General features: G+C 67.1%; 30 protein-coding genes. 18 read left to right on the top strand and 12 right to left on the bottom strand.

Features of this window, described 5'->3' with window-relative positions; genetic code table 11:
• Positions 1-4: 4 nt before the first annotated feature.
• Positions 5-925 (bottom strand): sugar kinase, encoded by a 921-nt coding sequence (locus LVJ59_RS15920; RefSeq protein WP_232763754.1) that lies wholly within the window; start codon positions 923-925, stop codon positions 5-7.
• The gene (locus tag LVJ59_RS15915; RefSeq protein WP_052193221.1) at positions 922-2,085 is read right to left on the bottom strand and encodes an MFS transporter; all 1,164 of its coding nucleotides are present in this window, start codon (positions 2,083-2,085) and stop codon (positions 922-924) included. Before LVJ59_RS15915 ends, LVJ59_RS15920 begins: the two co-directional genes overlap by 4 nt.
• Before the next feature lie 434 nt (positions 2,086-2,519).
• On the opposite strand from LVJ59_RS15915, the gene nrdH reads away from it, so the two are divergent.
• Genes nrdH through nrdF form a run of 4 tightly spaced genes read left to right on the top strand, consistent with a single transcriptional unit; the run spans position 2,520 to position 6,368 of the window.
• Positions 2,520-2,753, top strand: a complete 234-nt coding sequence (gene nrdH, locus LVJ59_RS15910) for a glutaredoxin-like protein NrdH (protein ID WP_047519073.1) — start codon at positions 2,520-2,522, stop codon at positions 2,751-2,753.
• A 6-nt stretch (positions 2,754-2,759) separates the two neighbouring features.
• Positions 2,760-3,194, top strand: a complete 435-nt coding sequence (gene nrdI, locus LVJ59_RS15905; protein ID WP_131491526.1) for a class Ib ribonucleoside-diphosphate reductase assembly flavoprotein NrdI — start codon at positions 2,760-2,762, stop codon at positions 3,192-3,194.
• Positions 3,191-5,335: a class 1b ribonucleoside-diphosphate reductase subunit alpha gene (gene nrdE / locus LVJ59_RS15900; RefSeq protein ID WP_047519077.1), complete on the top strand. Its 2,145-nt coding sequence runs from the start codon at positions 3,191-3,193 to the stop codon at positions 5,333-5,335. Before nrdI ends, nrdE begins: the two co-directional genes overlap by 4 nt.
• 55 nt (positions 5,336-5,390) lie before the next feature.
• Positions 5,391-6,368 (top strand): class 1b ribonucleoside-diphosphate reductase subunit beta, encoded by a 978-nt coding sequence (nrdF, locus tag LVJ59_RS15895; RefSeq protein ID WP_017828866.1) that lies wholly within the window; start codon positions 5,391-5,393, stop codon positions 6,366-6,368.
• Between the two features lie 124 nt (positions 6,369-6,492).
• Here nrdF and LVJ59_RS15890 read toward each other — a convergent pair whose 3' ends face one another.
• Positions 6,493-7,164: a TetR/AcrR family transcriptional regulator gene (locus tag LVJ59_RS15890; RefSeq protein ID WP_232763753.1), complete on the bottom strand. Its 672-nt coding sequence runs from the start codon at positions 7,162-7,164 to the stop codon at positions 6,493-6,495.
• 184 nt (positions 7,165-7,348) lie between these two features.
• On the opposite strand from LVJ59_RS15890, the gene LVJ59_RS15885 reads away from it, so the two are divergent.
• The 7 genes from LVJ59_RS15885 (at position 7,349) to LVJ59_RS15855 (ending at position 16,087) form a co-directional block, all read left to right on the top strand.
• Positions 7,349-8,887, top strand: a complete 1,539-nt coding sequence (locus LVJ59_RS15885; protein ID WP_232763752.1) for an ABC transporter substrate-binding protein — start codon at positions 7,349-7,351, stop codon at positions 8,885-8,887.
• Positions 8,888-8,937: 50 nt separating this feature from the next.
• Positions 8,938-9,879, top strand: coding sequence for an ABC transporter permease (locus tag LVJ59_RS15880; protein WP_134351862.1), 942 nt, complete (start codon positions 8,938-8,940; stop codon positions 9,877-9,879).
• Positions 9,876-11,690 carry a dipeptide/oligopeptide/nickel ABC transporter permease/ATP-binding protein gene (locus LVJ59_RS15875; RefSeq protein ID WP_232763751.1) on the top strand — a complete coding sequence of 605 codons (1,815 nt, stop codon included), beginning with the start codon at positions 9,876-9,878 and terminating at the stop codon, positions 11,688-11,690. Before LVJ59_RS15880 ends, LVJ59_RS15875 begins: the two co-directional genes overlap by 4 nt.
• Positions 11,687-12,541, top strand: coding sequence for a dipeptide/oligopeptide/nickel ABC transporter ATP-binding protein (locus LVJ59_RS15870; RefSeq protein ID WP_232763750.1), 855 nt, complete (start codon positions 11,687-11,689; stop codon positions 12,539-12,541). The genes LVJ59_RS15875 and LVJ59_RS15870 overlap by 4 nt, the downstream gene beginning before the upstream one ends.
• 13 nt (positions 12,542-12,554) lie before the next feature.
• The gene (locus tag LVJ59_RS15865) at positions 12,555-13,301 is read left to right on the top strand and encodes an MgtC/SapB family protein (protein ID WP_232763749.1); all 747 of its coding nucleotides are present in this window, start codon (positions 12,555-12,557) and stop codon (positions 13,299-13,301) included.
• 57 nt (positions 13,302-13,358) lie between these two features.
• Positions 13,359-15,152 (top strand): sulfatase, encoded by a 1,794-nt coding sequence (locus LVJ59_RS15860; protein WP_232763748.1) that lies wholly within the window; start codon positions 13,359-13,361, stop codon positions 15,150-15,152.
• Between the two features lie 80 nt (positions 15,153-15,232).
• Positions 15,233-16,087, top strand: a complete 855-nt coding sequence (locus LVJ59_RS15855; RefSeq protein ID WP_232763747.1) for a formylglycine-generating enzyme family protein — start codon at positions 15,233-15,235, stop codon at positions 16,085-16,087.
• An 89-nt stretch (positions 16,088-16,176) separates the two neighbouring features.
• Here the strand turns inward: LVJ59_RS15855 and LVJ59_RS15850 are convergent, their stop codons facing one another.
• Positions 16,177-17,295, bottom strand: coding sequence for a hypothetical protein (locus LVJ59_RS15850; RefSeq protein ID WP_232763746.1), 1,119 nt, complete (start codon positions 17,293-17,295; stop codon positions 16,177-16,179).
• A complete protein-coding gene (locus LVJ59_RS15845; protein WP_232763745.1) occupies positions 17,282-17,902 on the bottom strand; it encodes an RNA polymerase sigma factor in 621 nt (206 codons plus the stop codon). Before LVJ59_RS15845 ends, LVJ59_RS15850 begins: the two co-directional genes overlap by 14 nt.
• 115 nt (positions 17,903-18,017) lie before the next feature.
• Between LVJ59_RS15845 and LVJ59_RS15840 the strand changes: the two genes are divergently transcribed.
• Positions 18,018-18,554 carry a GNAT family N-acetyltransferase gene (locus LVJ59_RS15840; protein ID WP_232763744.1) on the top strand — a complete coding sequence of 179 codons (537 nt, stop codon included), beginning with the start codon at positions 18,018-18,020 and terminating at the stop codon, positions 18,552-18,554.
• Here LVJ59_RS15840 and LVJ59_RS15835 read toward each other — a convergent pair.
• A complete protein-coding gene (locus LVJ59_RS15835) occupies positions 18,526-19,137 on the bottom strand; it encodes a flavodoxin family protein (protein ID WP_232763743.1) in 612 nt (203 codons plus the stop codon). The two genes, LVJ59_RS15840 and LVJ59_RS15835, sit on opposite strands and share 29 nt — an antisense overlap.
• Before the next feature lie 90 nt (positions 19,138-19,227).
• On the opposite strand from LVJ59_RS15835, the gene LVJ59_RS15830 reads away from it, so the two are divergent.
• The gene (locus tag LVJ59_RS15830; protein ID WP_047519089.1) at positions 19,228-19,431 is read left to right on the top strand and encodes a hypothetical protein; all 204 of its coding nucleotides are present in this window, start codon (positions 19,228-19,230) and stop codon (positions 19,429-19,431) included.
• A gap of 4 nt (positions 19,432-19,435) precedes the next feature.
• Here the strand turns inward: LVJ59_RS15830 and LVJ59_RS15825 are convergent, their stop codons facing one another.
• From LVJ59_RS15825 to LVJ59_RS15815, 3 genes are read right to left on the bottom strand one after another with little or no spacing between them, the layout of a single operon-like run.
• Positions 19,436-20,038, bottom strand: coding sequence for a GNAT family N-acetyltransferase (locus LVJ59_RS15825; protein ID WP_232763742.1), 603 nt, complete (start codon positions 20,036-20,038; stop codon positions 19,436-19,438).
• Between the two features lie 20 nt (positions 20,039-20,058).
• Positions 20,059-20,454: an ImmA/IrrE family metallo-endopeptidase gene (locus LVJ59_RS15820; RefSeq protein WP_232763741.1), complete on the bottom strand. Its 396-nt coding sequence runs from the start codon at positions 20,452-20,454 to the stop codon at positions 20,059-20,061.
• 45 nt (positions 20,455-20,499) lie between these two features.
• Complete coding sequence (locus LVJ59_RS15815) at positions 20,500-20,874, bottom strand: helix-turn-helix domain-containing protein (protein ID WP_232763740.1); 375 nt, start codon at positions 20,872-20,874, stop codon at positions 20,500-20,502.
• Positions 20,875-21,004: 130 nt separating this feature from the next.
• Between LVJ59_RS15815 and LVJ59_RS15810 the strand changes: the two genes are divergently transcribed.
• The 3 genes from LVJ59_RS15810 to LVJ59_RS15800 all read left to right on the top strand — a co-directional run bounded on the left by LVJ59_RS15810 (position 21,005) and on the right by LVJ59_RS15800 (position 22,618).
• Entirely contained in the window at positions 21,005-21,199 is a 195-nt protein-coding gene (locus tag LVJ59_RS15810) for a helix-turn-helix transcriptional regulator (RefSeq protein ID WP_227991723.1), read from the top strand.
• 29 nt (positions 21,200-21,228) lie between these two features.
• Positions 21,229-22,158: an aldo/keto reductase gene (locus LVJ59_RS15805; RefSeq protein ID WP_232763739.1), complete on the top strand. Its 930-nt coding sequence runs from the start codon at positions 21,229-21,231 to the stop codon at positions 22,156-22,158.
• Positions 22,159-22,228: 70 nt separating this feature from the next.
• Complete coding sequence (locus tag LVJ59_RS15800; RefSeq protein WP_134351840.1) at positions 22,229-22,618, top strand: PLDc N-terminal domain-containing protein; 390 nt, start codon at positions 22,229-22,231, stop codon at positions 22,616-22,618.
• Here LVJ59_RS15800 and LVJ59_RS15795 read toward each other — a convergent pair.
• The 3 genes from LVJ59_RS15795 to LVJ59_RS15785 are packed head-to-tail and all read right to left on the bottom strand — an operon-like array spanning position 22,615 to position 24,900.
• A complete protein-coding gene (locus LVJ59_RS15795; protein WP_232763738.1) occupies positions 22,615-23,598 on the bottom strand; it encodes an epimerase in 984 nt (327 codons plus the stop codon). The two genes, LVJ59_RS15800 and LVJ59_RS15795, sit on opposite strands and share 4 nt — an antisense overlap.
• Positions 23,595-24,230 carry a DUF4166 domain-containing protein gene (locus tag LVJ59_RS15790; RefSeq protein ID WP_232763737.1) on the bottom strand — a complete coding sequence of 212 codons (636 nt, stop codon included), beginning with the start codon at positions 24,228-24,230 and terminating at the stop codon, positions 23,595-23,597. Before LVJ59_RS15790 ends, LVJ59_RS15795 begins: the two co-directional genes overlap by 4 nt.
• Before the next feature lie 52 nt (positions 24,231-24,282).
• Positions 24,283-24,900, bottom strand: a complete 618-nt coding sequence (locus LVJ59_RS15785; RefSeq protein WP_232763736.1) for a TetR/AcrR family transcriptional regulator — start codon at positions 24,898-24,900, stop codon at positions 24,283-24,285.
• 106 nt (positions 24,901-25,006) lie between these two features.
• Here LVJ59_RS15785 and LVJ59_RS15780 point away from each other — a divergent pair, with 106 nt between their 5' ends.
• Positions 25,007-25,813 carry a sugar phosphate isomerase/epimerase gene (locus LVJ59_RS15780; RefSeq protein ID WP_232763735.1) on the top strand — a complete coding sequence of 269 codons (807 nt, stop codon included), beginning with the start codon at positions 25,007-25,009 and terminating at the stop codon, positions 25,811-25,813.
• Positions 25,813-26,943, top strand: coding sequence for a Gfo/Idh/MocA family protein (locus LVJ59_RS15775; protein WP_232763734.1), 1,131 nt, complete (start codon positions 25,813-25,815; stop codon positions 26,941-26,943). Before LVJ59_RS15780 ends, LVJ59_RS15775 begins: the two co-directional genes overlap by 1 nt.
• Positions 26,944-26,973: the final 30 nt, after the last annotated feature.

The following is a 26,973-nucleotide window of genomic DNA, read 5'->3' as shown; positions in this document are numbered from 1 at the left end:
GCGGTCAGCCGCGCGGAACCAGAGGTGGCAGGTCGGCCGCGATCGTCAGAACGCGCTCGGCTGCGGCATGACCCGCGGAGAGGCACGTGGCGAGGTCGTCGCCGTCGAGGGTCGCACTCAGGAAGCCGGAGGCGAAGGCGTCTCCGGCCCCGACCGGCTCGACGACCTCGACCACCGGGGCGGGGACGAACACCGGCTCGGACTCGCCCTCGAAGGCGGTTGCCCCCACGTCGCCGTCCTTGACGACCAGCAGGCCGCAGTTCGGCAGGAACGCACGGATCTCGGCAGGTGAGACCGTCCCCCAGATGCGCTCCGCCTCGTCGCGCCCGACGAAAGCGATGTCGGCGGCGTCGGCCAGGCGGGCGAGGGTCTCGGCCGCGTCTTCCCTGCTCCACAGCTGACGGCGGTCGTTCACGTCGAAGGACACGAGAGCGCCCGCCGTACGGGCATCGATGAAGAGCCGATCGGTCATCTCCCGGCAGGACGCGGAGAGGGCGGGGGTGATCCCGGTCGTGTGCACGATGCGCACACCCTCAAGCCGTGACGGCGCCAGGAAGCCGGGTTCCATGAGCGAGGCGGCCGATCCTCGGCGGTAGTAGTAGACGGTCGACGTCTCGACGCCCGGGTCCTTGAACATGACTCCGGTCGGGGAGTCCTCGTCGCGTTCGATCCACAGCTCCACGCCACGACGTTCGAGCTCCGAGGTGATCCGGTCGCCCATCGGGTCCGCCCCGAGTCGCGAGGCCCAGGCGGCGCGGTGTCCGCTGGCGGCGACGCCGACGGACACATTCGCCTCCGCGCCGGCGAGATCGAGCGTCGCCTGTGCGGCATCGGCGAGTCCGGCGTCGGTCGGGGTGATCAACACCATGGACTCGCCGACGCAGACGATCTCGGGGGCGGAGCTCGGAGTGGAAGGGGAGTTCATGAAGGAGTGACCGCCAAGGGTTCGGTGTCGGGATGCGGGCTCGCGTCGCGATGACGCAGATCAGGGAAGGAACGGACGAAGACGACGGAGACGATCAGCCCGACCGCCGCGAAGATCGTGGCGGCGAGGTACGCGCCTCGCCAGTCGCTGACATCGACGAGGAAGCCGGCGACGGCGGAACCGGCGGCCGCGCCGATCAGCTGGCCGGTGCCGGCCCAGCCGAACGCCTCCGCGGTCTCGCTGAACTTCACACTCGCGGTGGTGATGGCGAAGAGGACGGCGAGGGCGGGGGCGATGCCGATGCCCGCGAGGATCAGGGTGCCGCCGAGCCAGAACACGTTGAGCATGACCATCGTCAGGCCGAGTCCGATCGTGACGATCAGCAGACGGCGCGCCATGGCCCAGGGGCCGATGGGGATGTGCCCGAACGCCAGGCCGCCCGCCAGGCTCCCGGCCGAGAACACGGCGAGGATGAGTCCGGCCGCCAGGCTTCCGTGTTCGAAGGTGGCCACCACGCCCACCTCCACGGCGGCACAGGCGCCGATCAGCAGGAAGCCGATCACCGTCGCCAGCAGAACCGGCGGCTTGAGGACGACCTTGCCCAGTGCATGGCGGCTGCGCGGGATGCGCACGCGTCCGACTTCGGGGGAGAGGATGAACCAGGCTCCACCGGCGACGAGGACGATCGCGACGAGCAGAAGGCCCTCCGTGGTCCCGACCTGGGTGGACACGAGCGTGATGACGACCGGCGCCAGCACCCAGATGATCTCCTGCAGCGATGCGTCGAGGGAGAACAGCGGAGTGAGGTGGGAGGAGTTGACGAGCTTCGGGTAGATCGTGCGGACCGCGGCCTGGACCGGTGGGGTGGACAGCCCGGCGACCATCCCGAGGGCCATGTAGCCGGGCACATCGAGGGGAAGGACCGCGAGGCCGAGCACCGCGACGACGCACACGGCGAGCGTCAGGGTGAGCACCCGCCGCATCCCCCAGGCGCCCATCCACCGACTCGTGACGGGACCTGCGACGGCCTGACCGACGCTGGTCGCCGCGAGGACGAGTCCGGCCGATCCGTACGACCCGGTCTGCTGCTCGACGTGCAGCAGGATCGCCAGCGACATCATGCCGTTGGGGAAGCGCGCGGTCAGCTGAGCCGCGATCATGCGCGCCACACCAGGCGTGCGAAGAAGATCCCGATATCCCGCCACGAGACAACGGTACCGGGCCTCGGAGGCGGTCGTGGAAGCGCTCGTGCGGCGACACGCCGCGACACGCCGAACGACGAATTCCACAGGAATCCGAATGTCCGAGGACCGGCGTACGGTGCCCCCTGTGGATGGATCGTTCACAGGGGCTTCCCAGCCGCGATTTCACGCGGTTCGCGCCCCTCAGGACGGGGCCTTCGCCTGTGGAGGAAACGGTGGAGAACCTGTGTTGAGGCCGTGGAGAACGGTGGATAACTACACGGATGTAACTACTACCCCTTGTGGTCGCCCCCAATGTCGGTCCCCATATGTAGTATTGAAGTCCCGGCAGGGGGTCTACCGGGAAACAGCCTGATGAGAAGCAGGCCAGAGATTTGAGGGGTTACGAAAAGATGTCGATCACGGTCTACACCAAGCCTTCCTGCGTTCAGTGCAACGCGACCTACCGTGCCCTGGATGCCAAGGGCATCGAGTACGAGGTTCTCGACCTTTCCGAGGACCCGACGGCCCTCGAGCAGGTCAAGGCGCTCGGCTACCTGCAGGCGCCTGTCGTCGTCACCGACGAGGGCCACTGGTCGGGCTTCCGTCCCGACAAGATCGACGAGCTCGCCTCTCGTCTGGCGTGACCTCCCATGAGCGCCGTCGCGACCGCAGCGCCGCTCCTGATCTACTTCTCGAGCGTGTCGGGTAACACCGCGCGGTTCGTCGAGAAGCTCGGGCTCCCCGCCCGACGAATCCCCCTCCACCGGAACGAAGAAGACCTCGTCATCGACGAGCCCTTCGTGCTGGTCACCCCCACCTATGGCGGGGGCGCGGGACGAGGCGTCGAGAAGGGCGCCGTTCCCAAGCAGGTGATCCGGTTTCTCAACGACGAGCGCAACCGGCGTCACCTCCGCGGTGTGATCTCCGCGGGCAACACCAACTTCGGCGATGCCTTCTGCCTCGCCGGTGACATCATCAGCCGCAAGTGCCACGTGCCTCACTTGTATCGGCTCGAGATCTTCGGCACACAGGACGATGTGGATCGCGTGAGCGACGGATTGGAACGACGGTGGCAGCTTCAGTGACCGAGACAGTGGCATTCAAGGCGAACCCCTCCTACGAGGGACTCGACTATCACGCCCTCAACGCGATGCTCAACCTGTACGACGCGAACGGGAAGATCCAGTTCGACGCCGACAAGCGGGCCGCGCGGGAGTACTTCCTGCAGCACGTGAACCAGAACACGGTGTTCTTCCACTCGCTCAAGGAGCGCCTGGACTACCTCGTGGAGAAGGAGTACTACGAGGGTGCCGTCATCGAGAAGTACTCGATGGAGTTCATCCAGAAGCTCAACGACCTCGCCTACGGCAAGAAGTTCCGCTTCGAGACGTTCCTGGGTGCGTTCAAGTACTACACGAGCTACACGCTCAAGACCTTCGACGGCAAGCGCTACCTCGAGCGCTTCGAGGACCGCGTCGTGATGACCGCCCTCGGCCTCGCGGACGGCGACGAGAAGCTCGCCGTCGCCCTCGTCGAGGAGATCATCTCCGGTCGCTTCCAGCCGGCCACCCCGACGTTCCTCAACGCGGGCAAGGCGCAGCGCGGTGAGCTCGTCAGCTGCTTCCTGCTGCGCATCGAGGACAACATGGAGTCCATCGCCCGCGGCATCAACTCTGCGCTGCAGCTGTCCAAGCGCGGTGGCGGCGTGGCACTGCTGCTGTCGAACATCCGCGAGTCGGGTGCGCCGATCAAGCAGATCGAGAACCAGTCGTCCGGAATCATCCCCGTGATGAAGCTGCTCGAAGACAGCTTCAGCTACGCCAACCAGCTCGGTGCCCGTCAGGGTGCGGGAGCGGTGTACCTCAACGCGCACCACCCCGACATCATGCGATTCCTCGACACGAAGCGTGAGAACGCCGACGAGAAGATCCGCATCAAGACCCTGTCGCTGGGCGTCGTCGTCCCCGACATCACGTTCGAACTCGCGAAGAACGACGAAGACATGTACCTGTTCTCGCCGTACGACGTCGAGAAGGTCTACGGCGTGCCCTTCGGCGACATCTCGGTCACCGAGAAGTACCGCGAGATGGTCGACGACCCGCGCATCAAGAAGACCAAGATCAACGCGCGCGAGTTCTTCCAGACCGTCGCCGAGATCCAGTTCGAGTCCGGCTACCCGTACGTCATGTTCGAGGACACGGTGAACAAGGCCAACCCGATCAAGGGTCGGATCAACATGTCCAACCTCTGCAGCGAGATCCTGCAGGTGAACACGCCGACCACGTACAACGACGACCTGTCGTACGACAACATCGGCAAGGACATCTCCTGCAACCTCGGCTCGATGAACATCGCGCTGTCGATGGATGCCGACGACCTCGGCCAGACCGTCGAGACGGCGATCCGCGCGCTCACCGCGGTCAGCGACCAGAGCCACATCGGCTCGGTGCGCTCGATCGAGGACGGCAACGACCGTTCGCACGCGATCGGCCTCGGCCAGATGAACCTGCACGGCTACCTCGCTCGCGAGCACGTGCACTACGGCTCGGAAGAGGGCATCGACTTCACGAACATCTACTTCTACACGGTGCTGTTCCACGCGCTGCGTGCCTCGAACAACCTCGCGATCGAGCGCGGTACGACGTTCGACGGGTTCGAGGACTCGAAGTACGCGTCGGGGGAGTTCTTCGACAAGTACATCGATCAGGCGTGGGTGCCCGCGACCGAGAAGGTCAAGGAGCTCTTCGCCGGCAAGCACATCCCGACGCAGGAGGACTGGGTCGAGCTGAAGGCATCGATCCAGAAGCACGGCATCTACAACCAGAACCTGCAGGCGGTACCGCCCACGGGCTCGATCTCGTACATCAACAACTCCACGTCGTCGATCCACCCGATCGCGTCGAAAATCGAGATCCGCAAGGAAGGCAAGCTCGGTCGCGTGTACTACCCGGCGGCGTTCATGACGAACGACAACCTGGAGTACTACCAGGATGCATACGAGATCGGCTACGAGAAGGTCATCGACACGTACGCGGCGGCCACCCAGCACGTCGATCAGGGGCTGTCGCTGACGCTGTTCTTCAAGGACACCGCCACCACGCGCGACATCAACAAGGCGCAGATCTACGCGTGGCGCAAGGGCATCAAGACGATCTACTACATCCGTCTGCGTCAGCTGGCGCTCGAGGGCACCGACATGGCCGAGTGCGTCTCGTGCATGCTCTGACCTGAGAACCTGTCGACCCGAGAACGCGGCTGAAACCCGAGAAACGACGAAGAACATGACCCCTGAAAGACTCAAGCTGGTCTCCAGCGTGCAGGCGATCAACTGGAACCGCATCCAGGACGACAAGGACCTCGAGGTCTGGAACCGTCTGGTGAACAACTTCTGGCTGCCGGAGAAGGTGCCGCTGTCGAACGACGTGCAGTCGTGGAACACGCTCACCCCCGACGAGCAGCTGCTCACCATGCGGGTGTTCACCGGTCTGACGCTGCTCGACACGATCCAGGGCACCGTGGGTGCGGTGTCGCTGATCCCCGACGCGATCACGCCGCACGAAGAGGCCGTGTACACGAACATCGCGTTCATGGAGTCGGTGCACGCGAAGAGCTACTCCTCGATCTTCTCGACGCTCGCGTCGACGAAGGAGATCGACGAGGCGTTCCGGTGGTCGACCGAGAATCCGAACCTTCAGAAGAAGGCTCAGATCATCATGGACTACTACCAGGGCGATGACCCGCTCAAGCGCAAGGTGGCCTCCACCCTGCTGGAGTCGTTCCTCTTCTATTCGGGCTTCTACCTGCCGATCTACTGGTCGTCGAAGGCGAAGCTGACGAACACGGCCGACCTGATCCGCCTCATCATCCGTGACGAGGCCGTGCACGGGTACTACATCGGCTACAAGTTCCAGAAGGGGCTCGAGAACGAGACCCAGGAGCGTCGTGACGAGCTCAAGGACTACACGTTCTCGCTGATGTACGAGCTCTACGACAACGAGGTGCAGTACACGCAGGACCTCTACGACGGCGTCGGTCTGACCGAGGACGTGAAGAAGTTCCTGCACTACAACGCGAACAAGGCCCTCATGAACCTGGGCTACGAGGCGATGTTCCCGTCCAGCGTCACGAACGTGAACCCGGCGATCCTGTCGGCGCTCTCGCCGAACGCCGACGAGAACCACGACTTCTTCTCGGGGTCGGGCTCGTCGTACGTCATCGGCAAGGCCGAGGCCACGGAAGACGACGACTGGGACTTCTAGGACCCTGTCCGTCGGCGTCATCCCTCGTCGACCACCACGAAGCCCCCGGCCCGCAGCTCCCCTCGAGCGGCGGGCCGGGGGCTTTCGCGTGATCAGCCCGCGTCGTCCTCGACGCGGACGACGGTCATTCGGCGGCTGCGGCCTCGGTGACCTGATCGGCTGAGATCGGCCGGGGGTCCTTCAGATACGGACGCAGGGTCTCGAAGAAGAGCGTCAGGGTGTCGGAGCGGTTCGCGCGCCCTTCCTCCTCGTAGAGGACTTGAAGTCGCATTCCCTCTGCGAGGGCTATGGCCCAGCGGGCGACCGTCTCGGCGGTGACTCCCGTGGGCATCGCGTCGAAGTCGAACGTTTCGGCGATGCTGCGGGTGAACTCGTCGAGCCTCAGCCGATGCTGCTCGACGAAGTAGTCGTGCGCGGGGTGGGTCTCGGCGAGCGCTTCCGCGGAGATCATCGCGTTGAGCTGCACCAGGGCGAGGTCGGACTCGTGTTCCTTCAGGGTGTGCAGGTAGCTGTTGAGATAGGCGACACCGGTGAGCCCGCCCTCTCGCAAGCGGCGGATAGCGTCGGCATCCCGTGCATTGAGCACCGCCAGGAGGAGTTCGGGCTTCGACGGGAAGTGATGCAGCAACCCGGCTTGTGAGATACCCGCTCTCGCCGCGATGTCCGCGATCGATGCGGAGTGGTAGCCGCCCTCGGAGAAGATCTCACTCGCGATGTCGAGGATGTTCTCCCGTCGGGCTTCCCCCTTGGGGTTCCGGCGTTTGCGGGGTGCCCTCGGTTCCGAAGCGGCTGTCATGAAACGTCCTTTCGCGGTGCCCTCAGACTAGCGAGCGGCGCGCGGGGAGCGGGCAGGGACGGGGGTCCGTCGAAAACTTAATGAGATTGGGTATTGATAAACCGACCAAGTGCACGGTAATTTTATCGCCAAGACGGACGCACAACCCGTCCCATACACAGCAGCATGTCGACAAGGAGGTCCTATGCGATCGTCATGGAAGAAACTCGCGGGCGGTGTCGCCGTCGCGGTGAGCGCGGCACTCGTGCTCGCCGGATGCGGTGGAGGCGGTGGTTCGGAAGGCGGATCCGAATCCGGCGGAGGCGGGCAGACCCTGACGGTCGCGGCCCGCCAGGATGTCGCGTCGTTCGACACCGGCCAACTCGACACCGGATTCCAGGTGCAGTACTGGCAGCCGGTCTACGACACCCTCCTTCGCTACACCCCCACCGGGGAGATCCAGCCGAACATGGCGGAGGAGTTCACCTACAACGAGGACAACACGGTTCTCACCCTTCAGCTGCGTGACGGCATCACCTTCAGCGACGGCACACCCTTCACCGCCGATGTCGTGAAGGCCAACATCGAGCACCTCCAGTCCGGGACGGGTGTGGCCGTCTACATGGTCGGGCTCGTGGATGAGGTCGTCGTCGTCGACGACCTGACCGTCGAGATCCACCTCAGTGCGCCGGACCCCGCCTTCACCTACTACCTCTCGCTGGTGGCGGGTGCGATGGCTTCACCGGAGGCTTTCGGTACCGAGTCGTTCGCGACGACTCCGGTCGGCTCCGGCCCCTACCTGCTCGATGCCGACGGAACCATCCGCGGCAGCCAGTACAGCTACGTGCGCAATCCCGACTACTGGAACCCGGACGCTTACCCCTACGACAAGATCGTCGTCAAGCCGATGGAGGACATCACCGCGCGGCTCAACGCCATCAAGTCCGGACAGGTCAACACCACCGACGTCGACGCCAGTGTGCTCAAGGAAGCGGAGTCCGCGGGGCTCACGATCAACGAAGCACAGGTCACGTGGCTCGGCCTCATCATCTTCGACCGCGACGGAGCGCAGGTGCCCGCCCTCGGTGACGTCCGGGTGCGCCAGGCGCTCAACTACGCGATCGACGGCGAAGCGATCGTGAAGAACATCTACGGCGGCAACGGCGCGCAGTCCCAGCAGATCTTCAACCCGGACAGCCCGGCCTACGTCGGCGACCTCGACGGCGCCTATCCGTATGACCCGGAGAAGGCGAAGGAGCTGCTGGCGGAAGCCGGCTACCCCGATGGGTTCGACATCACGATGCCCGAGGTCAAGGGAGACCTGACGCAGCCCTACATCACGCAGCAGCTCGCTGACGTCGGCATCACCGTGACCTGGGACAAGGTGGCCTCCGAGAACCTCGTGAGCGACCTCCTCGGCGGCACGTACGCCATCGCCTCCTTCGGATCCAGCTCGGGGCACCCCTGGCGCGACATCTTCAAGATGATCTCGCCGGACGGAGCGTGGAACCCGCTGCACACGACGACACCGGAGTTGGATGCTCTCCTGTCCGAGGTTCAGGCCACGACCGGGGAGGAGCAGACCGCCGCCTACCAGGCCGTGAACGAGTACATCACGGAGAACGCCTGGTTCGGCATCTGGCTCTTCACTTCGGTGATCCAGCTGACCGACGCGGGAACGACCACGCAGATGCAACTCGGAAGCAACGTCCCCTACCTGTCGAGCTACGCGCCCGCAGGATGAGCCGGTGCGGGGCCGGCTCCGGCCGGCCCCGCACCCTGAAGGAGTCGAACGTGCTGACATTCCTCATGAGACGCCTCCTGGCGGGCATCGTGCTCGTCGTCGCGATCTCTTTCGTCGCTTTCGCGTTGATGTACGCGGGCGGCGCCGACATCGCCCGGAGCATTCTCGGCCCCGAAGCCACGCAGGATCAGGTCGACGCCAAGGCCGCGGAGCTCGGCATCGATCAGCCGCTGCTGGTGCAGTACGGCGAGTGGTTCACGCACATGATCAGGGGCGACTTCGGGCGCTCGTGGTTCACCGCCGAATCGGTCACAGACGCCGTCGTCTCGCGTCTCGGCGTGACGCTGTCGATCGTGGTCGTCTCGCTCATCGCGGTCGCCGTCATCAGCGTCGTCCTCGGCGTCGTCGCCGCCATCCGCCGTGGCTGGGTCGACAAGGTGGTCCAGGTCGTGTCCGTCGTAGGCGTCGCCCTTCCCAACTTCTGGGTCGCGCTCGTCCTCGTGCTCACCCTCGCGATCAGCATCCCGCTGTTCCCCGCCACCGGCTACGTGCAACCGAAGGAGAGCGTCAGCGGATGGCTGCTCTCCATCACCCTCCCCGTGATCGCGATCACGATCGGAGGAATCGCCGGAGCCGCACAGCAGATCCGCGGATCGGTGCTCGACGTGTCTCGGCAGGACTTCGTCCGCACCCTCCGCTCGCGGGGCCTCCCGGAGCGCCGAGTGATCACCAACCACATCCTGCGCAACTCACTCGGTCCGGCGATGACGGTGCTCAGTCTCCAGTTCATCGCAATGGTCGGCGGTTCCGTCGTGATCGAAAAGGTCTTCGCTATCCCCGGCCTCGGCATGCTGGCGCTCAACGCCACCCTGCGCGGCGACATCCCCATCGTGATGGCCGTGGTCATGACGATGGCCGTCGTCGTGATCGTCGTCAATCTCCTCATCGACCTGGTCAACGGCTGGGCGAGCCCGAAGGTGCGTGTGCAATGACCATTCCCACAACCCAGGCGATCGTGACCGCACGCCGTCGCGACAGGCCCAGCGTGATGCGTGCGGTTCTGCGCAACCCGCTCGGTGCCGCCTCCCTCGTCACGATCGTCCTCATCGTGCTGATCAGCGTGGCCGCGCCCCTGATCGCCCCCTTCGACCCCGCCTACGTCGACATCACGGCCGCGAACGTGCCGCCCGGCACCGACGGTCACCTGCTCGGCGCCGACGCCTCGGGGCGGGACGTGTTCAGTCGTCTCCTCGTCGCCGGTCAGCTCACGCTCGCGGGGGCCGCGGTCACGGTGATCATCGCCGTGCTGCTCGGTGTGAGCGTCGGTCTGATCTCGGGATACTTCGGCAAGACGTTCGATCTCGCGGCGGGATGGGTCTCCGACCTCGTGCTGGTCCTGCCGAGCAAGATCGTCCTCGTCGCGCTGTTCGCCGTGATCGGACCGAACACCCTCGTGACCATGGCCGTCCTCGGGGTGATGGTCGCGCCGCAGTTCTACCGTCTGGTTCGCAACCTCGTCATGGGCGTCAAGAACGAGCTCTACGTGGATGCCGCCCGCGTCTCGGGGCTCTCCGACGCCGCGATCATCGGACGGCACGTGCTCTTCGCGGTGCGGGCGCCGATCATCATCCAGGCTGCGTTCGTGGCGGGCATCGCCGTCGTGATCCAGGCCGGCCTGGAATTCATCGGCCTCGGCGACCCGAACACTCCGACGTGGGGCGGCATGCTGCAGGATGCCTTCGCTGCCATGTACAAGTCGCCGACCATGCTGATCTGGCCCGGCCTCGCGATCGGTCTGTTCGTCGCAGCCTGTGTGCTCCTCGGCAACGCGGTGCGCGATGCGCTCGAGGGCACGGATGCGGCCCTGACCGCGGCGACGCCCGCCGCGACCGTCTCGACGACCGCGGTGAAGACGGTCGACGAGCCCGTGCTCACCGACGACTCCGCGGACGCAGGCGCCCTCTTGCAGGTCGAGGACCTGTCGGTGGGATACCCGTCGCGTGAGGGGGAGGTGAAATCCGTCGTCGAGTCGGTCTCCTTCTCCGTCCGCCCCGGCGAGGTCGTCGGCGTGGTGGGGGAGTCGGGATCGGGCAAGTCGCAGACGGCCTTCTCGATCCTGGGCTTGCTGCCGACCGGCGGACGGGTGACCGGTGGACGCATCCTCTTCGAAGGGACCGAACTCGACCCGCGCGCCGGTGCGGCCCGTCTCCGGGGCACGCGCATCGCCTACATCCCGCAGGAGCCGATGAGCAATCTCGACCCCGCGTATCGGATCGGCGCTCAGCTCATGGAGCCCCTCGTGATCGTCTCGAAGCTCAGCAAGGCGAAGGCGAAGGAACGAGCGCTGGCGCTGCTGGCGAGGGTGGGCATCTCGGACCCGAAGCGCGTGTTCGATGCCTATCCGCACGAGATCTCCGGCGGCATGGCGCAGCGTGTGCTCATCGCCGGAGCGATCGCCGGGGAACCGGATCTGATCATCGCCGACGAACCGACGACCGCGCTGGACGTCACGGTGCAGGCCGAGATCCTCGACATCCTGCGCGACCTCCAATCGGAGCGCGGTATGGCCATGATGCTCGTCACGCACAACTTCGGCGTCGTGGCCGACCTCTGCGACCGCGTCGTCGTGATGCAGACCGGACGTGTCGTCGAGGCAGGGCCCGTCGCGCGGATCTTCGACGATCCTCAGCACGCGTACACCAAGATGCTCCTCGGTTCGATCCTCGACGGCGGCCCGGCACGGCCGGACTACGAGGGCGCTGACGGAGCTTCCGAGCCCACCCCGAAGGAGGTCGCACTGTGACCGATCCGCTGTTGGAAGTCTCCGATCTCCGTGTCGCCTACCCGCGCAAGGGATGGCGCCGGGAACCCGTCGAGATCCTGCATGGCGTCTCGATCGACGTCCGTCCCGGTGAGACCGTCGGTCTCGTCGGCGAATCGGGGTCGGGCAAGACGACACTCGGCCGAGCGATCCTCGGTCTCGCGCCGATCACCGGAGGTGCCATCCGCTTCGAGGGAGCGGACATCACCAGCGCGGACCGCTCCCAGCGCCGACAGCTGGCCCGCGACATCCAGGTCGTGTTCCAGGATCCCTACGGATCGCTGAATCCGGCTCTGCGCATCGAGGACATCCTCGCCGAGCCGCTGCGGGCGCAAGGCATTCGTCGGGAGATCGCGAGAGAACGCGTCACCGAGCTTCTCACGCAGGTGGGGCTTCCCGAGGATGCCGGCAATCGACTGCCCCGTGAATTCTCCGGCGGTCAACGTCAGCGTGTCGCGATCGCGCGTGCTCTGGCACTGCAGCCCAAGCTGATCGTGTGCGATGAGCCCGTCTCCGCACTCGACCTCTCGACCCAGGCTCGGGTGCTCGACCTCTTCGTCGAGATCCAGGAACGCACCGGCGTCGCCCTGCTGTTCGTGTCGCACGACCTGGCCGTCGTGCGACACGTCAGCCACCGCGTCGCTGTGATGTACCGGGGGGACATCGTGGAGTTCGGACGAGGAGAGACCGTCACAGCCGACCCCGAGCATGCGTACACCCGTCGTCTGCTGATGGCGGCACCGGTGCCGCATCCGGCGGAGCAGCAGGAGCGTCGCGCTGAGCGGCGTCGCATCCTCGAGTCCGAGGCACAGGCCATGATCGAGGCCGTATGACCGAGGCGCGCTCATGCAACTGACGATGGAGACGCTCGATCTGGCGCTGCGTATCGCCGCGGCGATCCTGCTCGGCGCGGCGATCGGCCTGGAGCGGCAGTGGCGATCGCGGATGGCGGGTATCCGCACGAATGCGCTCGTCTCGGGCGGTTCGGCGCTGTTCGTGGTGCTCGGTGCCTATGGGTTCGACGGAGTCACGGCCGATCCGACCAGGGTCGCCGCCCAGGTGGTCTCCGGCATCGGGTTCCTCGGCGCGGGGGTGATCCTTCGCGAGGGGTTGAACATCCGCGGGCTGAACACGGCGGCGACGCTCTGGTGCGCCGCGGCGATCGGATCCCTCGCTGGGGCAGGTCTCTACATCCTCGCGATCGTGGGCGCCGCCTTCATCATCGGCGCGAACACGGTCATGCGCCCCGTGAGCAGACTCGTCAACAGCCGTCGCCGCTCGCCCGACGGGGAGAGCGCCGAGGACGATGACGGTCCGCTGCAGCCGATCGAGTACATGCTCGAGGCGAAGACGAACGACAAGAGCGAGCAACGGGTGCGAGCCCTCGTCCTGCAGGCGGTCAGCCGCCCGGAGCTCACCCTCCGCTCACTCCGCTCCTCGAGCGGCAAGAACTCGCGCGTGGTCGTCCATGCCGACCTGCTCGCCAGCTCGAACGCGGATGCGGGGGTGCTCGAACGTGCCGTTCAGCGCATCAGCCTCGACCCCAAGGTCATGTCGGTGCGCTGGTGGGCGGAGGACGACGCCGATGACTGACACGACGACCGCTCGCCCGAGCCTCTCGGGCGACGATGCACGCAAGGAGAAGCAACGATGAAAGCCATCATGGTCATGTACGACACCCTCAACCGGAAGCTGCTGCCTCCCTACGGTGCCGATCAGGTCGTCGCGCCGAACTTCTCCCGACTCACGGAGCGCACGGCGACCTTCGACAACTGCTACGCCGGCTCGATGCCGTGTGTACCCGCCCGCCGCGAAATGCACACCGGACGCTACAACTTCCTGCACCGCTCCTGGGGGCCGCTCGAGCCGTTCGATGACTCCGTGCCCGAGATGCTCCGTGGCGCGGGGGTCTATACGCACCTGGTCACCGATAACCGGCACTACTGGGGCGACGGCGGTGCGACGTATCACGGGCGCTTCTCCACGTTCGAGTTCTTCCGCGGACAGGAAGGCGATGCTTGGAAGGGGCAGGTCGCCGACCCTGACATCCCCGACAACGTGGTCAACCGCAGCGACAAGGTCTGGCGACAGGACTGGGTCAATCGCACGCATCTGCAGGATGAGGCGGATCACCCGCAGACGCTCACGTTCGACGCCGGCATGGAATTCCTGCGCACGAACGTCGACGCCGACGACTGGTACCTCCAGATCGAGGCGTTCGACCCCCACGAACCCTTCTTCAGCTACGAGCAGTACCGGCGGCTGTACGACTCCGGCTACGAGGGCCCGAACTTCGACTGGCCCGCCTATCGTCGGGTGATCGAGGACGACGCCGAGGTCGAGCAGCTGCGCAACGAGTACATGGCACTGGTGACGATGTGCGACAACTCGCTCGGACGCGTGCTCGACTTCATGGACGAGAACGATATGTGGGACGACACGATGCTCATCGTCTGCACCGACCACGGCCTGCTCCTCGGCGAGCACAACTGGTGGGGGAAGAACGTGCAGCCGTGGTTCGATGAGAACATCCACATCCCGCTCTTCGTGTGGGATCCGCGCTCGGGGGTTGCGGGGGAGCGGCGTGCGGCGCTGGTGCAGACGATCGATCTCGGTCCGACGCTGCTGGAGTTCTTCGGCATTCCGGCAACCCCCGACATGCAGGGACGCGCTCTCGCGCAGACGGTGCGCTCCGACGAGCCGGTCCGCAGTGCCGGGCTCTTCGGGAACGCGGGCGGACACGTCAACGTCACGGACGGGCGGTACGTGTACATGCGTGCCTGCGCGGACGAGTCCAACTCTCCGCTGTTCGACTACACGCTCATGCCGACGCACATGGGAGGACGCTTCGCTCCGTCGGAGCTCGCGCAGGCGGAACTGCATCCCGGGTTCTCTTTCACGAAGGGCGCTCCGGTGCTCAAAGTCCCCGGATTCGCCTTCGGCAGCCCGTGGTCGTACGGCACGTTGCTGTTCGATCTGCAGGAGGATCCGCAGCAGGATCACCCGCTGCGCGACGAAGCGCTGGAACTGCGGATGGCGACGATGCTCGTGGAGCAGATGCGCGCGAGCGACGCACCGCCGGAGCAGTTCGAACGTCTCGGGCTACCGGCACATGGCGAGGTGACGGCCGAGCATCTGCTCGTCGAAGCCCAGTGGGAGCAGGTGCAGCGCGGGCTGGCGGCCGCGCCGACGGTCGCGGTCCTGGGCGAGCACTCCGTGGTCGCGACGGCGACGATCGGCGAGCTGTTCGCGGACGACGCGGTGAAGGCGACGGTCCTCGACGTGCTCCCCTTCCTCGACAACCCGTACATGGCACACATGGCCGGGGCGATGACTCTGCTCGAGGTGGCGGCGATGAAGGTGGAGGTCGATGCCGAATCACTCATCGCGCTGGATGCTCGGCTCGGTGCACTGTCGTCGCCGATCGCTGTCGCGGGGGCATAGTGCATCACGAGCAGGGATGCTGTACGCCGCAGCGTTCCGGGCAGGAGTCTGTCCCCGCCCGGCCGCTGCGGCTATCGGCCTTGCGCCCCGGCCCGGTCGACGAGCGCGAGGTTCCGGCAGGGGCATTCGCGATGGGCGATGCGCTCGACGAGGGATACCCCGGCGACGGCGAACGTCCCGTGCACGAGGTGCAGGTGAGTAGTTTCCGCATCGATGCCGCACCCGTCACCGTCGATCGGTTCGCGCGCTTCGTCGAGGCCACCGGCTACGTCACGCTCGCGGAGCGTCTCGGGGGTTCCGCAGTGTTCCACGCTTTCGTGGCTGCGGGGGAGGCGATCCTCGGTCGATCCTCTGCTGCCCCGTGGTGGTCGGAGGTCGCCGGCGCGAGTTGGCGGCATCCGGCCGGCCCGAGATCGGGGGACGCCCGAGGTGACCACCCGGTCACGCACGTCGCGTTCTCCGACGCCGTGTCCTACTGCCTGTGGGCCGGACGGCGTCTGCCCACCGAGGCTGAGTGGGAGTACGCGGCGCGAGGCGGCCTATCCGGGGCACGTTATGCCTGGGGAGATGAGCTCACACCCGCGGGCGAGCACCGCTGCAACATCTGGCAGGGCCGATTCCCTCTCAGAGACGAGGGGGATGACGGCTTCGTCGGGACCTCGCCGGTCGGCTCATTCGCCGCGAACGGGTATGGGCTGCACGATGTCGCGGGCAACGTCTGGGAGTGGTGTCAGGACTGGTTCGCCGCCGACTACTACGCGCGGTCGTCCTCACGAGATCCGATCGGCCCTGCGACGGGCGAGTTCCGCGTCATGCGTGGCGGCTCGCACCTCTGCCACGAGTCGTATTGCAACCGCTATCGCGTGTCCGCGCGCAGCGCGAGCGCCCCGGAATCGACGTCTGGCAACCTCGGCTTCCGTACCGTCGCGGTGTAGGAGCGGTGCGAGGAAGCCGGGTCGTCGGTCACCACGAAGCCCCCGCCCCGCAGCTCACGTCGAGCGGCGGGCCGGGGGCTTTCGCGTGATCAGCCCAGCGGCAGCGACGTGAAGGAAGCGGAGAAGTCCGGCACGTTCGCGGGCAGGAACGGAGCAGACCCGACGTCGACGAGCGGGTCGTCCTTCGTGTGCGTGTTCCAGAGCTCCGGGAGGGCGCGAAGGAGGAACTTCTCGATCTTGACGATCGCTCCGTCCTCAGGGTTGACGGTCAAGCGGAACCGGGCGTCGTCGGTCTCGTAGCCGAGCACCTTGTTCGCTGAGGAGCCCTCCTCGACCGTGATCCCCCCGGCGAGAGCGAGGGCTTCGAGGAAGGTCGCCCGGTACTCCGCTGACGCGGTCAGGATGACGACGGAGTGTCCGAGCGCGTTGAGCATGTGCTCGGCGGCAGGCACCGCGTACTCGGCCTCGATGCTCTCGTACAGGCCGTTGTTCTCGGGCTCGCCGTCCTGGGGCATCTTGGCCGCTTCTGCCTTCTCTGCGACCAACTTCGCTTCCAGTCCTTCCTCCCATGCGGCGAGGAAGGCTGCGGGATCGGCGGGGAAATCAGACGGGGAAACGGGGAGGAACTCGAGCGCTGCTTCGTATTCGAGGACTTCGGTGGAAGTCGCGGGCGCCGCACCGATCGGATACTCCGAGCCGTAGTAGGAAGTCCACGCTCGTTCGACCGCCGACTCGTCGCCGTACTGCGCCGCGGCGTGGAGCTCCGTGTGCGACGTCTGCGAGTACGTGTGGTCCGTGTTGCTCACGTACGTGTCGCTCGCCTCCGTGACGACAGCGGCGGTCGCTCCCGTTCGGAAACTCCCGAAGGGCAGGAACTTCTCGTTCGGGCCGCCGATCATCCCCAGGTGATGCGTGGTGATGGTCACCTGCATCGGCTGGACGACGGCGTCACGGATCGAGGCTGCGGTCTCGTTCAGGTACGTCGAAGCGGAGGCGGCTTGCGGCACGCCGACGACCCCTGGTGGGATCAAGAGGGAGGCCGTGACGGCAACGGCGGCCACCGCAGTGCCACCGACCGATACCGCCACGACGCGTCCGACGGGGCGACGTCGGGTACGACCGATCTCCCGGTGGAGCGCACGTCGCGGAGCCTGCGACGAGGTGGCGTAGGTGGGCTTCATCTCGCGCACCGTGTCAAGGATGTCCATGGATGATCTCTTTCTCAGCGAGTCGGATGTGTGTGGTCGCGGGACGAGGCGCGTGGTCAGCCTCCGGCGACGGTGGGGGTGCCGCGAGCTTCGCCCGGATACGGCTCAATCGCGATCGGACCGTGCCGACGGGGATGCGCAACGCGGTCGCGATCTGCTCGTAGGTGAGGTCGCCCCAGGCATGCAGGAAAAGGACTTCGCGGTCACGAGTCGATAGCGCGGCAATCCGTGGATAGAGGCGTTCGATCGCCTCCGCCGCGTCGAGTTGAGCGGATGACCGGTCGTGATCGTCCGGAGCGATCGGGTCGCTGTGGGCGAAGGCCGCCTGTAGCACACGCCAGTGCTGAGCCTGGGCTCGGCGGTGTTGGCTGAGCACTTTCGTCGCGATGCCCATCAACCAGGGGAGCGCGGACGTGCGATCCAGATCGAAGTGCCTGCGCTTGCGGAACGCGATGAGGAAGGTCTCGCTCACGATGTCGTCGCTGGCGGCTGGGCCGACGCGGCGGGCCACATAGGCCGAGACCACCTCGATATGTCGTTCGAATATCTCGGAGAACCTCTCCGCAGCCCGGATCGATTCGCGGATGATGTCGTTGTCGTTGGTCACACTGGATATCCGTCACTCGGCGCGATTCGGTTCCATCGGTGGCCCCTCGCCCATGCGACTCACGCTAGCGCGCGGACGAGGCGCTGATGTCGGAGGCGCCTGCGATCATCCGGGGATGGATCCCCTGCGACTCCGGCTCTGGTCGGAAGACGACCTCGATCTGATGCACGCCGCGAACACCCCGGCGATGACCGATCATCTGGGCGGCCCGGAGACCGAAGACCAGATCACGGAGCGCCACGCCCGCTATCTGCGTCTGGTTGAGGCCGGTGAGGCGCGGATGTTCGTGATCGAGGACGCCCGGGGCTCGGCGCTCGGATCGATCGGCCACTGGCACGTGGAGTGGCGGAAGGAGCCGGCACTGGAGAGCGGATGGTTCGTCCTGCCCGAAGCGCAAGGACGCGGGGTGGCGTCGAACGCCTTGGCGCTCGTCGTCGACGACGCTCGTGCGCATCGAGCGGGCCGGCGCTTCCTGACTGCCTTCCCCGAGGTCGGGAATGCGGCGTCGAACGGGGTCTGCCGGCGCAACGGCTTCACCTTGGCGGGGACCGTCACCGAGCGGTTCCGCGGCGCGGAGCTGACCATGAACGAGTGGGTGCTGCCACTCACCAGCACGTCAGAGGTCAGCCCGCCGGATACTCCTGGGCCTTGAGCGCCCTCGCGAGGTGGGCGGCGTTGCGCGCGGCCGTGCTGATCGCCGACGCGACCTTTTCCGGAGTCTCCTCCAGGTCTTTGTAGTCGGTCGTGTGCATGGCCTCGCCGTTCCAGTAGACCGAGCCCTGGGCGGGAATCGTGTAACCCACGTCGTTCAGGGACTGGAACAGGATCGCCGCGATGTGGTGAGCCCCGTCCTCGTTCCCCACGATGCCGGCCACGGCGACCTTGTCGAACAGGGTCGGCCTGCCGCGGGCATCGGTCTCGCCGAGCTCGGCGTCGAGCCGCTCGAGCACGCGCTGGGCGATGCTCGAGTGCTGTCCCATCCAGGTGGGGGTGACGAAGACGAGGATGTCGGCGTCCAGCACACGCCGTCGGATGCTCGGCCACTCGTCGTCGCCGCCCATGTCCTTCTCCACGCCGGGACTCAGGGTGAGGTCGACCGCGCGGACGAGGTCGCCGGTGACGCCGTGCGCGGCGAGGGCGTCGAGCACCTGGGTCGCGAGCAGGTCGGAACTGGAGGCAGCGGGCGACGGCTTCAGCGTGCAGGAGACGGCGACCGCGGAGAGTGGTGTCTTCATGCTCCGAGCAGACCAGAATCGACGGCGGGTGCACAGGGGCTTCCCGTGTCCGGGCTATCCTGGTAAACGGCACCGACGACAGGAGATCCCGTGATCCTCAGCTTCCTCTTCTTCATGATCCTCTTCATCGGAGGAATCCTGCTGATGGGCATCTCGTTCGGGCTGCCGGCGTTCCAGGCGCTCGCGTTCTGCGGCGGCCTCCTGCTGGTGACTCTGGCCATGGCGTTCATGCTCCGCGAGGGCGGTTCGGCTACCCGCCGGTCGAAGAACTGGTCGGGCAACCCCACCGAGTGACCCCTCACCGCCGCTTGGCGAGTCTCGCCTCGAGGTTCGCCCTGACGGCGGGCCATTCCGGCTCGATGATCGAGTACTCCACGCTGTCCCGCAACGCGCCGTTGCGATAGCGGCTCATCGCGCGCATCACGCCGTCCTGTTTGGCCCCGAGTCGTTCGATGGCCGCGCGGGACTGGAAGTTCACCCACTGTGTGGTGAGCCCGACACGGAACGCCCCGAGTGACTCGAACGCGTGACGGAGCAACAGCAGCTTCGACTCCGCGTTCGTGCCGGTCCCGTGCGCGGATGGCCGGTTCCAGGTGTAGCCGATGTGCAGCCGCGGGACATCCGCGACGATGTCGTAGTACGAGGTGAGCCCGAGGATGCGGCCCGCGGCGTCGAAGGCGGTGAAGGGCACCATCTCGCCCTTGTCGATGAGTCCCATCCGCCGTTCGACCTCGGCGGCGACCCCATCCGGCGCGGGAACCGAGGTGTACCACGCCGTCTTCCACAGGTCGCCTTCCTGCACCGCGTCGATGAGGCCGTCGACGTGCGAGCGTGCGAGCGGACGAAGCTCGACGAGTTCTCCGGTGAGGATGACAGGGGCGGGAGCGACGAGGAAAGCCATGAGGATATTCAACCAGCGCGTCAGGAGACCGCGAGCGGGACGGCGCCCTCGCTCAGCAAGCGCTGGAACGCGGCGACCAGCTCGACCGTGACGCCCAGCTCGAACGCGAGGCTGGCGAGGTGCGGGCCGCGGACGGCTTCGGCCTCGGCGTAGGCGCGCGAGGTGATGAGCTGGCGCGCCGCCCACTCATCGGCGCGACGTTCCTGCTGTGCGCGGAGCACGGGAGCCGAAGTGGGAAGGTGCCCCAGGTAGGCGTGGCCGAGTTCGTGCGCGAGGACGCTGCGCATCGTTCGGCCGCTCATCCCCGGCGCGAGGCGGATCGTGCGTGTCTCGGGGTTGAAGCCACCCCGGGTGCGGCCAGGGCGTTCGACGATGCGCAAGCGCCGCTGCTCGGCGAGGCGGACGAGGTGCTGCATGATGCTCCTCCTCGTCCCGGTCCGTGCCGGCCCCTGATGGCCGGATCAGTCGTAGAGGTCGTCCGAGTCGGCGTCGTGGCGGACGCGGGATTCGAAGGCGACTTCGCGGCTATCTTCGCGTGGACCGGTGACATCGGGTGTGCGGCGGAGCGGCGTGATGCGGGCGGTGGGTTCGCCGTCCGCGCGGAGTCGCTCCTCCGCACGGGCGAGCAGCACGTGGGGATCGACACCGAGCGTGGCGCAGACGGAGTAGACCACCGGAATGGGGATCGCGCGCTTGCCGGTGACGTAGTTGTCGAGGGCGCTGCGTGCGATCCCGATCCCGCGAGCCATCGCGGCGATGCTGCTCCGGGAGGCGGCGATCTCCGCGCGCATCTGGCGGCCCACGGCTTCGTTGAACTCCTCGGCAGCTGTCTTCACCCGGCTCACGATAGCAGCGCTCTGAAGCCAGAATGCTGCCATTCTGGTTCACTCGGCGGCGGTGAGTGTCCGTGCGGAGCGGTAGCGTAGGCGTATGGGGACAGATCTGCGTCATTTGTTGGCATACGAAGTGGAAGGAGCACGTCTGCACGCCGGCGTGGCCTTCGCAGACCTGGCACACCGCTCGGGGATCGGCACGAGCAGGTTGGCGAATCTCCTCGACGCGAAGGTGGACTTCACCGTGGTCGATCTGGCGGCCATCGCCGAGGTGCTGGAGGTGACGGTGACCGCGCTTCTGCCGGCGTCGGCCGCCGACGATGGGTGAAGTCGGTCGTGCGGAGTAGCGTGGTCCGCATGAAGACCGTGCCTTTCGGATCCACCACCGCTCCCGCCGTCATCGCCGGCATGATGCGCATCCACGACAAAGACGATGCGCACGTCCGGACGCTGTACGCGGCGGCGCGAGACGCGGGCATCGACTTCTTCGATCACGCGGACATCTACGGCGGGAGCATGCACCACTGCGAGGCGCGCTTCGCAGACGCGTTGCAGCTCAGCGCATCCGAGCGCGATGAGATCGTGCTGCAGACCAAGTGCGGCATCGTGCCGGCGCAGGGCATGTTCGACTTCTCCTACGAGCACATCGTGGGTCAGGTCGAGGGGTCTCTGGCGGCGCTGCGCACCGATCGTCTCGATGTGCTGCTGCTCCACCGCCCCGACATCCTGGTCGAACCCGAAGAGGTCGCTCGCGCGTTCGACGACCTCGAAGCCGCGGGCAAGGTGAAGGCGTTCGGCGTCTCTAACCACACGCCGCGGCAGATCGACCTTCTCCGCACGGCAGTCCGGCAACCGCTGGTCGCGAACCAGTTGCAGCTGTCGCTCACCCATGCGCCCCTGCTCGCGCAACCGGTGGCGGCGAACATGGCCGGCCACGAGCAGAGCGTCGTCCGCGACGGCGGAGGTCTCGTGGAGTACTGCCGGATCAACGGCATCACGATCCAGGCGTGGTCGCCGTTCCAAGACGGATTCTCGCACGGTGTCTTCCTCGGCAACCCCGAGTACCCCGAGCTGAACGCCGTGATCGATCGTCTCGCGGCAGCGCACAGCGTGACACCGATCGCGATCGCGACCGCGTGGATCACCCGGCATCCGGCCGGCATGCAGGTCGTGCTCGGGACCACGACGCCGCAGCGGGTGCACGATGCGGCGGCAGGTGCCGACGTCGTGCTCACGCGGCCCGAGTGGTACGAACTGTTCCGCGCGGCCGGGCACCTGCTGCCGTAGCCGTTCGAGGCAGGGGATCCGGGCGGTAGCCGGCGGGGCGAGACGGCCCGGCGTCGTCTACCCTGAGTTCATGCCGTTCCTGTTCTCGCTCCTCGTCATCGCCCTGATGATCGGTGCGCTGATCGACATCATCACCCGCGACAACTCGCAGGTGAAGCACCTGCCGAAGATGGTCTGGATCATCATCGTCATCCTGCTGCCGCTCATCGGAAGCGCACTGTGGTTCGCGATCGGCCGCGAGTACGGCGATTCGGGCATCCCGATCCCGCGGATGCGGCGAGCGGAAAGGTCCTCGCCGCAGACCGATGTGCGACCGGCCCCGCCGGTGGATCGGCGGACCACGGAGGAGCAGATCGCCGATCTCGACCGTGAAATCGAGGAATGGCGTCTTCGGCAAGAGATCGAGAAGCGCCGACGCGACGGCGAAGCCCCGTCAGGATCCGTCGGCTCGACCTCCTAGGCGGCGTGCGGGCGGTCGAACGATTCGCGGATCGCTTCCTCCAGCTGCGGGTGACGGAACTCGAACCCGGCGGCGGTGAGCTTCTCGGGGAGCACCCATCGGCTCTTCAGGACCAGCTCGGTCTCGGTCCGGATGCCGATGGCGCCGAGCTCCAGCATCCAGCGGGGCATCGGCGGACCGATCCGAGCGCCCAGCACGCGGCGCACGGTCGCCATGAACTCGACGTTGTCGACGGGATGCGGAGCGGCCGCGTTGACCGGTCCCTCCAGTGCCGGCGTCCGCTCGAGGAAGTCGATGATGCGGGCGACGTCTTCGATGTGCACCCAGCTGAAGCGCTGACGACCTCTGCGTGCCCCGGGGAAATGTCCCGTTCCTGCCGCGCGGCGAGCGGCGCTCACCGGCCAGCGCCCGTCGTACTGCGGACCGCCGAGGCCGAGGCGTGTGAGGGTTTTCAACGGTTCGAGCACGCCGCCGTGACCGAGGACGATCGTGCTGCGCAGAGCGACCCGACGTGTGGCCGGGAGCTCTTCGGCGAACAGTGCCTGTTCCCACGCCTTCGCGACCTCGACGGAGAAGCCGGTGCCGATCTCGCCCGTGGACTCGGTCATCGGGCGGTCCTCGGCGTGCCGGTAGATCGTGGCGGTCGAGGAGTTCACCCACAGCGGGGGAGGCGTCGTGGCCCGCGCGATCGCGGTGCGCACGGAGGCCGTGGTGTCGAGTCGTGAGCGGAAGATCTCGGCCCGGTTCTCGGGCGTGTAGCGGCAGTTGACGCTCTTGCCGGCGAGGCCGATCACCAGGGTCGCGCCGTCGACCGCGCGATCGATCTCGACCTGGTCACCCCACCGGATGTCGGCGCCCGAGCGCGAGATCGTCACCACCTCGCGACCTGCGGCGCGGAGGCGCGGAGCCAGATAGGTCCCCATGAACCCCGTGGACCCGCCGATGACGACCCGTCCCGTGCTGACGTCGTCTGTGCTCATGCGGTCTGCTCCTTCGTGGTGGCCGGCTCGACGCGATAGCGGAAGTGGCCCCGGTACTCGTACACGCGGCCGATCAGGGGAACGTGGACGGTGAGGCTCACACGCTGGCGGTCGAGGGCGTCGTCGAAGCGCTCGGTCAGGCGGATGGTCGGCGAGATCAGGCGCGGGATGCGAAGCCGGAGCCGTCCGAGACGCACCCCGACAGCCGTGCTGGTGAGCCGGAGCGCGCCGTCCTTCGTCTCGACGTCGAAGCACGCGGCGATGAGGCCGGGTTCTCCGAGTTCGTCGACCACGCGCCCGCGCTGCGTGAGGGCCACGGCATCGCGCATCACCCACGTTCCTCGGGCGAAACGGAAGGTACGTTCCCCGATGGCGCGTGAGGCGACCGTGCGGTTCTCGATGTGGAAAGGCACGTCGTGCTCCCACCCGGAGGCGACCACGCCGCGGTGTTCGAGGGGGCGCAGCAGAGGCCAGAGCCAGCGACGGGGAGTGCCGACCCGCTGGAACACGCCCTCGCCGATGCCGACCGCGCCGTCGGGGATCGCGGCGAAGTAGGAGCGCAGGCGGGGGTGCAGCTCGTCGATCCGTTCACCGAGGGCCCGGGCGTACGGGGACTGCGGCACGAGCGTCACCCCTCGAGCCTAACTCGATGGTCGGCGGGTCCCGTCCGACGGCTCCGGGCGTTCAGTCTGTCGGACGCAGCAGGCGGTCGAGGAGCGCGAGCGCTTCATGCTGTGGGGCGGACTCGTCCAGCAACCACTGCGTCTGCAGGCCGTCGGAGGCGGCGACGACGAGTGCGGCGACAGCGTCCGCGTCGACATCCGCGCGAATCCGCCCTTCCGCCTGCTGCTGTCGGACGGTCTCGGCGAGCCGTGCACGGAGCCGCGTGAAACGCCCCGTGGCGAACGTGCGAGCAGCGGGGTGCCCTTCTTCGAGCGCCGAGGCGACGAGCGTCGAGTACAGCTGCACGAGTCCCGGGATGGCGCGGTTGGTGCGCGCCGACTCGATCATCATCTCGACCGGTGTCGCGTCTTCCGGTGGGGAGCCGGCCTGCCGACCCGGCGCGTTGCTCTCTTCGTAGACCGCGACGAGGAGCTCCTCCAGCGACCCGAAATAGTGCGTGAGGGCGGCGTGCGTGACCCCGACTTCACGGGCTATGGCGCGCAGACTCGTGCGGTCGGCGCCGCGTTCGGCGAAGACCTCGATGGCGCGATCGAGAATCTCCTGTCGTCGAGCGATCCCCTTGGCGTAGGCGCCGCGCGGGCGGGGAGGCGCAGAGCGCTCGGGCGTATCGGCGGCCATGAGAGGAGTCTAGCGAACCAAAACTTCCGAGTGGAGGTATTTGGTGATAGCGTGCCTGCCAAGGGGTTGCGACCCCTCCGTCGCCGAAGACCGAAGGAGCACGACGATGACGATCCAGACCTCCCTCCAGCTGTTCACGATCAAGGACGAGCTGGAGGCCGACCTCGACGGTTCGCTCGCGGCCGTCGCCGCTCGCGGCTTCACCGCCGTCGAGCCGTACGACTTCGTCCGGCGTGCCGAGCCCCTCGCCGCGGCGCTCTCGGCCGCGGGCCTGACCGCGCCGTCGGGGCACGCGTTCCTCGCCTCGGAGTCGTTCGTGAATCCGGATGGCAGCGGCACCACGGTGCCGGTCCCGACTCCCGCCGAGGTCTTCGAGGCTGCGAAGGTGCTCGGCATGGGCACGGTCATCGATCCCTACACCGAGCCCGCGCGCTGGGAGTCGGTCGAGCAGATCGAGGAGACCGCACGGCTGCTGAACGCGGCCGCCGAGATCGGTGCAGGTGTCGGCGTGCGCGTCGGATACCACAACCACGCTCACGAGCTGGAGGCGGTCTTCGACGGCGTCACCGGGCTCGAGGTCCTCGCCGGACTCCTCGATGAGCGCGTGGTCCTCGAAGTCGACCTCTACTGGGTTGCGCGCGGGGGCGTCGACCCGGTCGCGCTGCTCGAGCGTCTGGGGGACCGGGTGATCGCGGTGCATGCGAAGGACGGCACCCTCGACCCGGCGCTCGCCGGTGCGTACCCTCCCGCCGACCAGGTGGCCGCGGGGGACGGCGCCGTGCCGCTGGTCGAGGCCATCGCTGCGGCCCCGGCGCTCGAACTCGCCATCGTCGAGTTCGACCACTACGAGGGGGAGCTCTTCGACGCGATCGAGCGCAGCCGGGTCTACCTCGATGAGAAGGTCGCCGGCTGATGGCGGGCCCCGTGGGTGTCGGCATCATCGGTGCCGGGAACATCAGCGATCAGTACCTGTCGAACCTCACCACCTTCCCGGACGTCCGCGTCCTCGCGGTCGCGGATCTCCTCGAGGAGCGGGCGAAGGCGCAGGCCGAGAAGTACGGCGTCCCGCGCTTCGGTGGGGTCGACGTGGTGCTCGACGACCCCGACATCGACATCGTGGTCAATCTCACGATCCCTGCGTCGCACGTCGAGGTCTCCGAGGCGATCATCGCCGCGGGCAAGCACGTCTGGACCGAGAAGCCGATCGGGGTCAGTCGGGAGGAGTCCCATCGGCTGCTCGAGAGGGCGCAGGCCGCGGACCTTCGCGTCGGCGTGGCTCCGGACACCGTGCTCGGCCCGGGGGTGCAGACGGCGAAACGGGCGATCGCGCGCGGTGACATCGGGCGGCCGTTGTTCGGTCAGACCACGTTCCAGTGGCAGGGGCCGGAGATCTTCCACCCGAATCCGGCGTTCCTCTATGCCAAGGGCGGCGGACCCCTGCTCGACATGGGGCCGTACTACGTCTCGACGCTCGTGCATGTCTTCGGCTCGGTGGCTGCGGTCGCGGCTCTCGGGCTGCAGGGATCGCCGACGCGGCGCGTTCAGGTCGGCGAGCTCGCCGGGCAGGAGTTCCCGGTCGAGATCCCCTCGACGCTCAGCGTCCTGATGGACTTCGAGCAGGGCGGTCAGGCCCAGAGCCTGTACAGCACCGATTCGCCGATGCTGCGACAGGGAATCGTCGAGATCACCGGCACCGAGGGCACGATCGTGATCCCCGATCCCAATACGTTCGGTGGCGCGATCACGATCACCCGACCGCTCACCCGCCTGTTCGTCCCCCCGGAGCCGGTCCAGCAAGAGGTCATCGACGTCGCGCAGGAAGGCGTGCTCTCCGGGCGCGGCCTCGGGCTGCTCGACATGGCGCGTTCAATCGCCGCCGGTCGCCCGCACGTCGCCACGGGGGAGTTCGGCTACCACGTGCTGGACACGCTCCTGTCGATCGAGGAGGCCGCGGCATCGCGCAGCTTCGTTTCCGTGGAGAGCTCCGCCGGTCAGGTCGGTGCGCTCGCCGCGGACTTCGATCCGTTCGAAGCCACGCTCTGACGGGCACCGCCCGTGGCGGCGACGGTGCGA

The sequence above is a fragment of the Microbacterium sp. KKR3/1 genome (assembly GCF_021272365.1).
GTDB lineage: Bacteria > Actinomycetota > Actinomycetes > Actinomycetales > Microbacteriaceae > Microbacterium > Microbacterium aurugineum.
The sequence above is the reverse complement of the archived record's forward strand: the minus strand, read 5'-3'. Positions and strand labels throughout refer to the sequence as shown.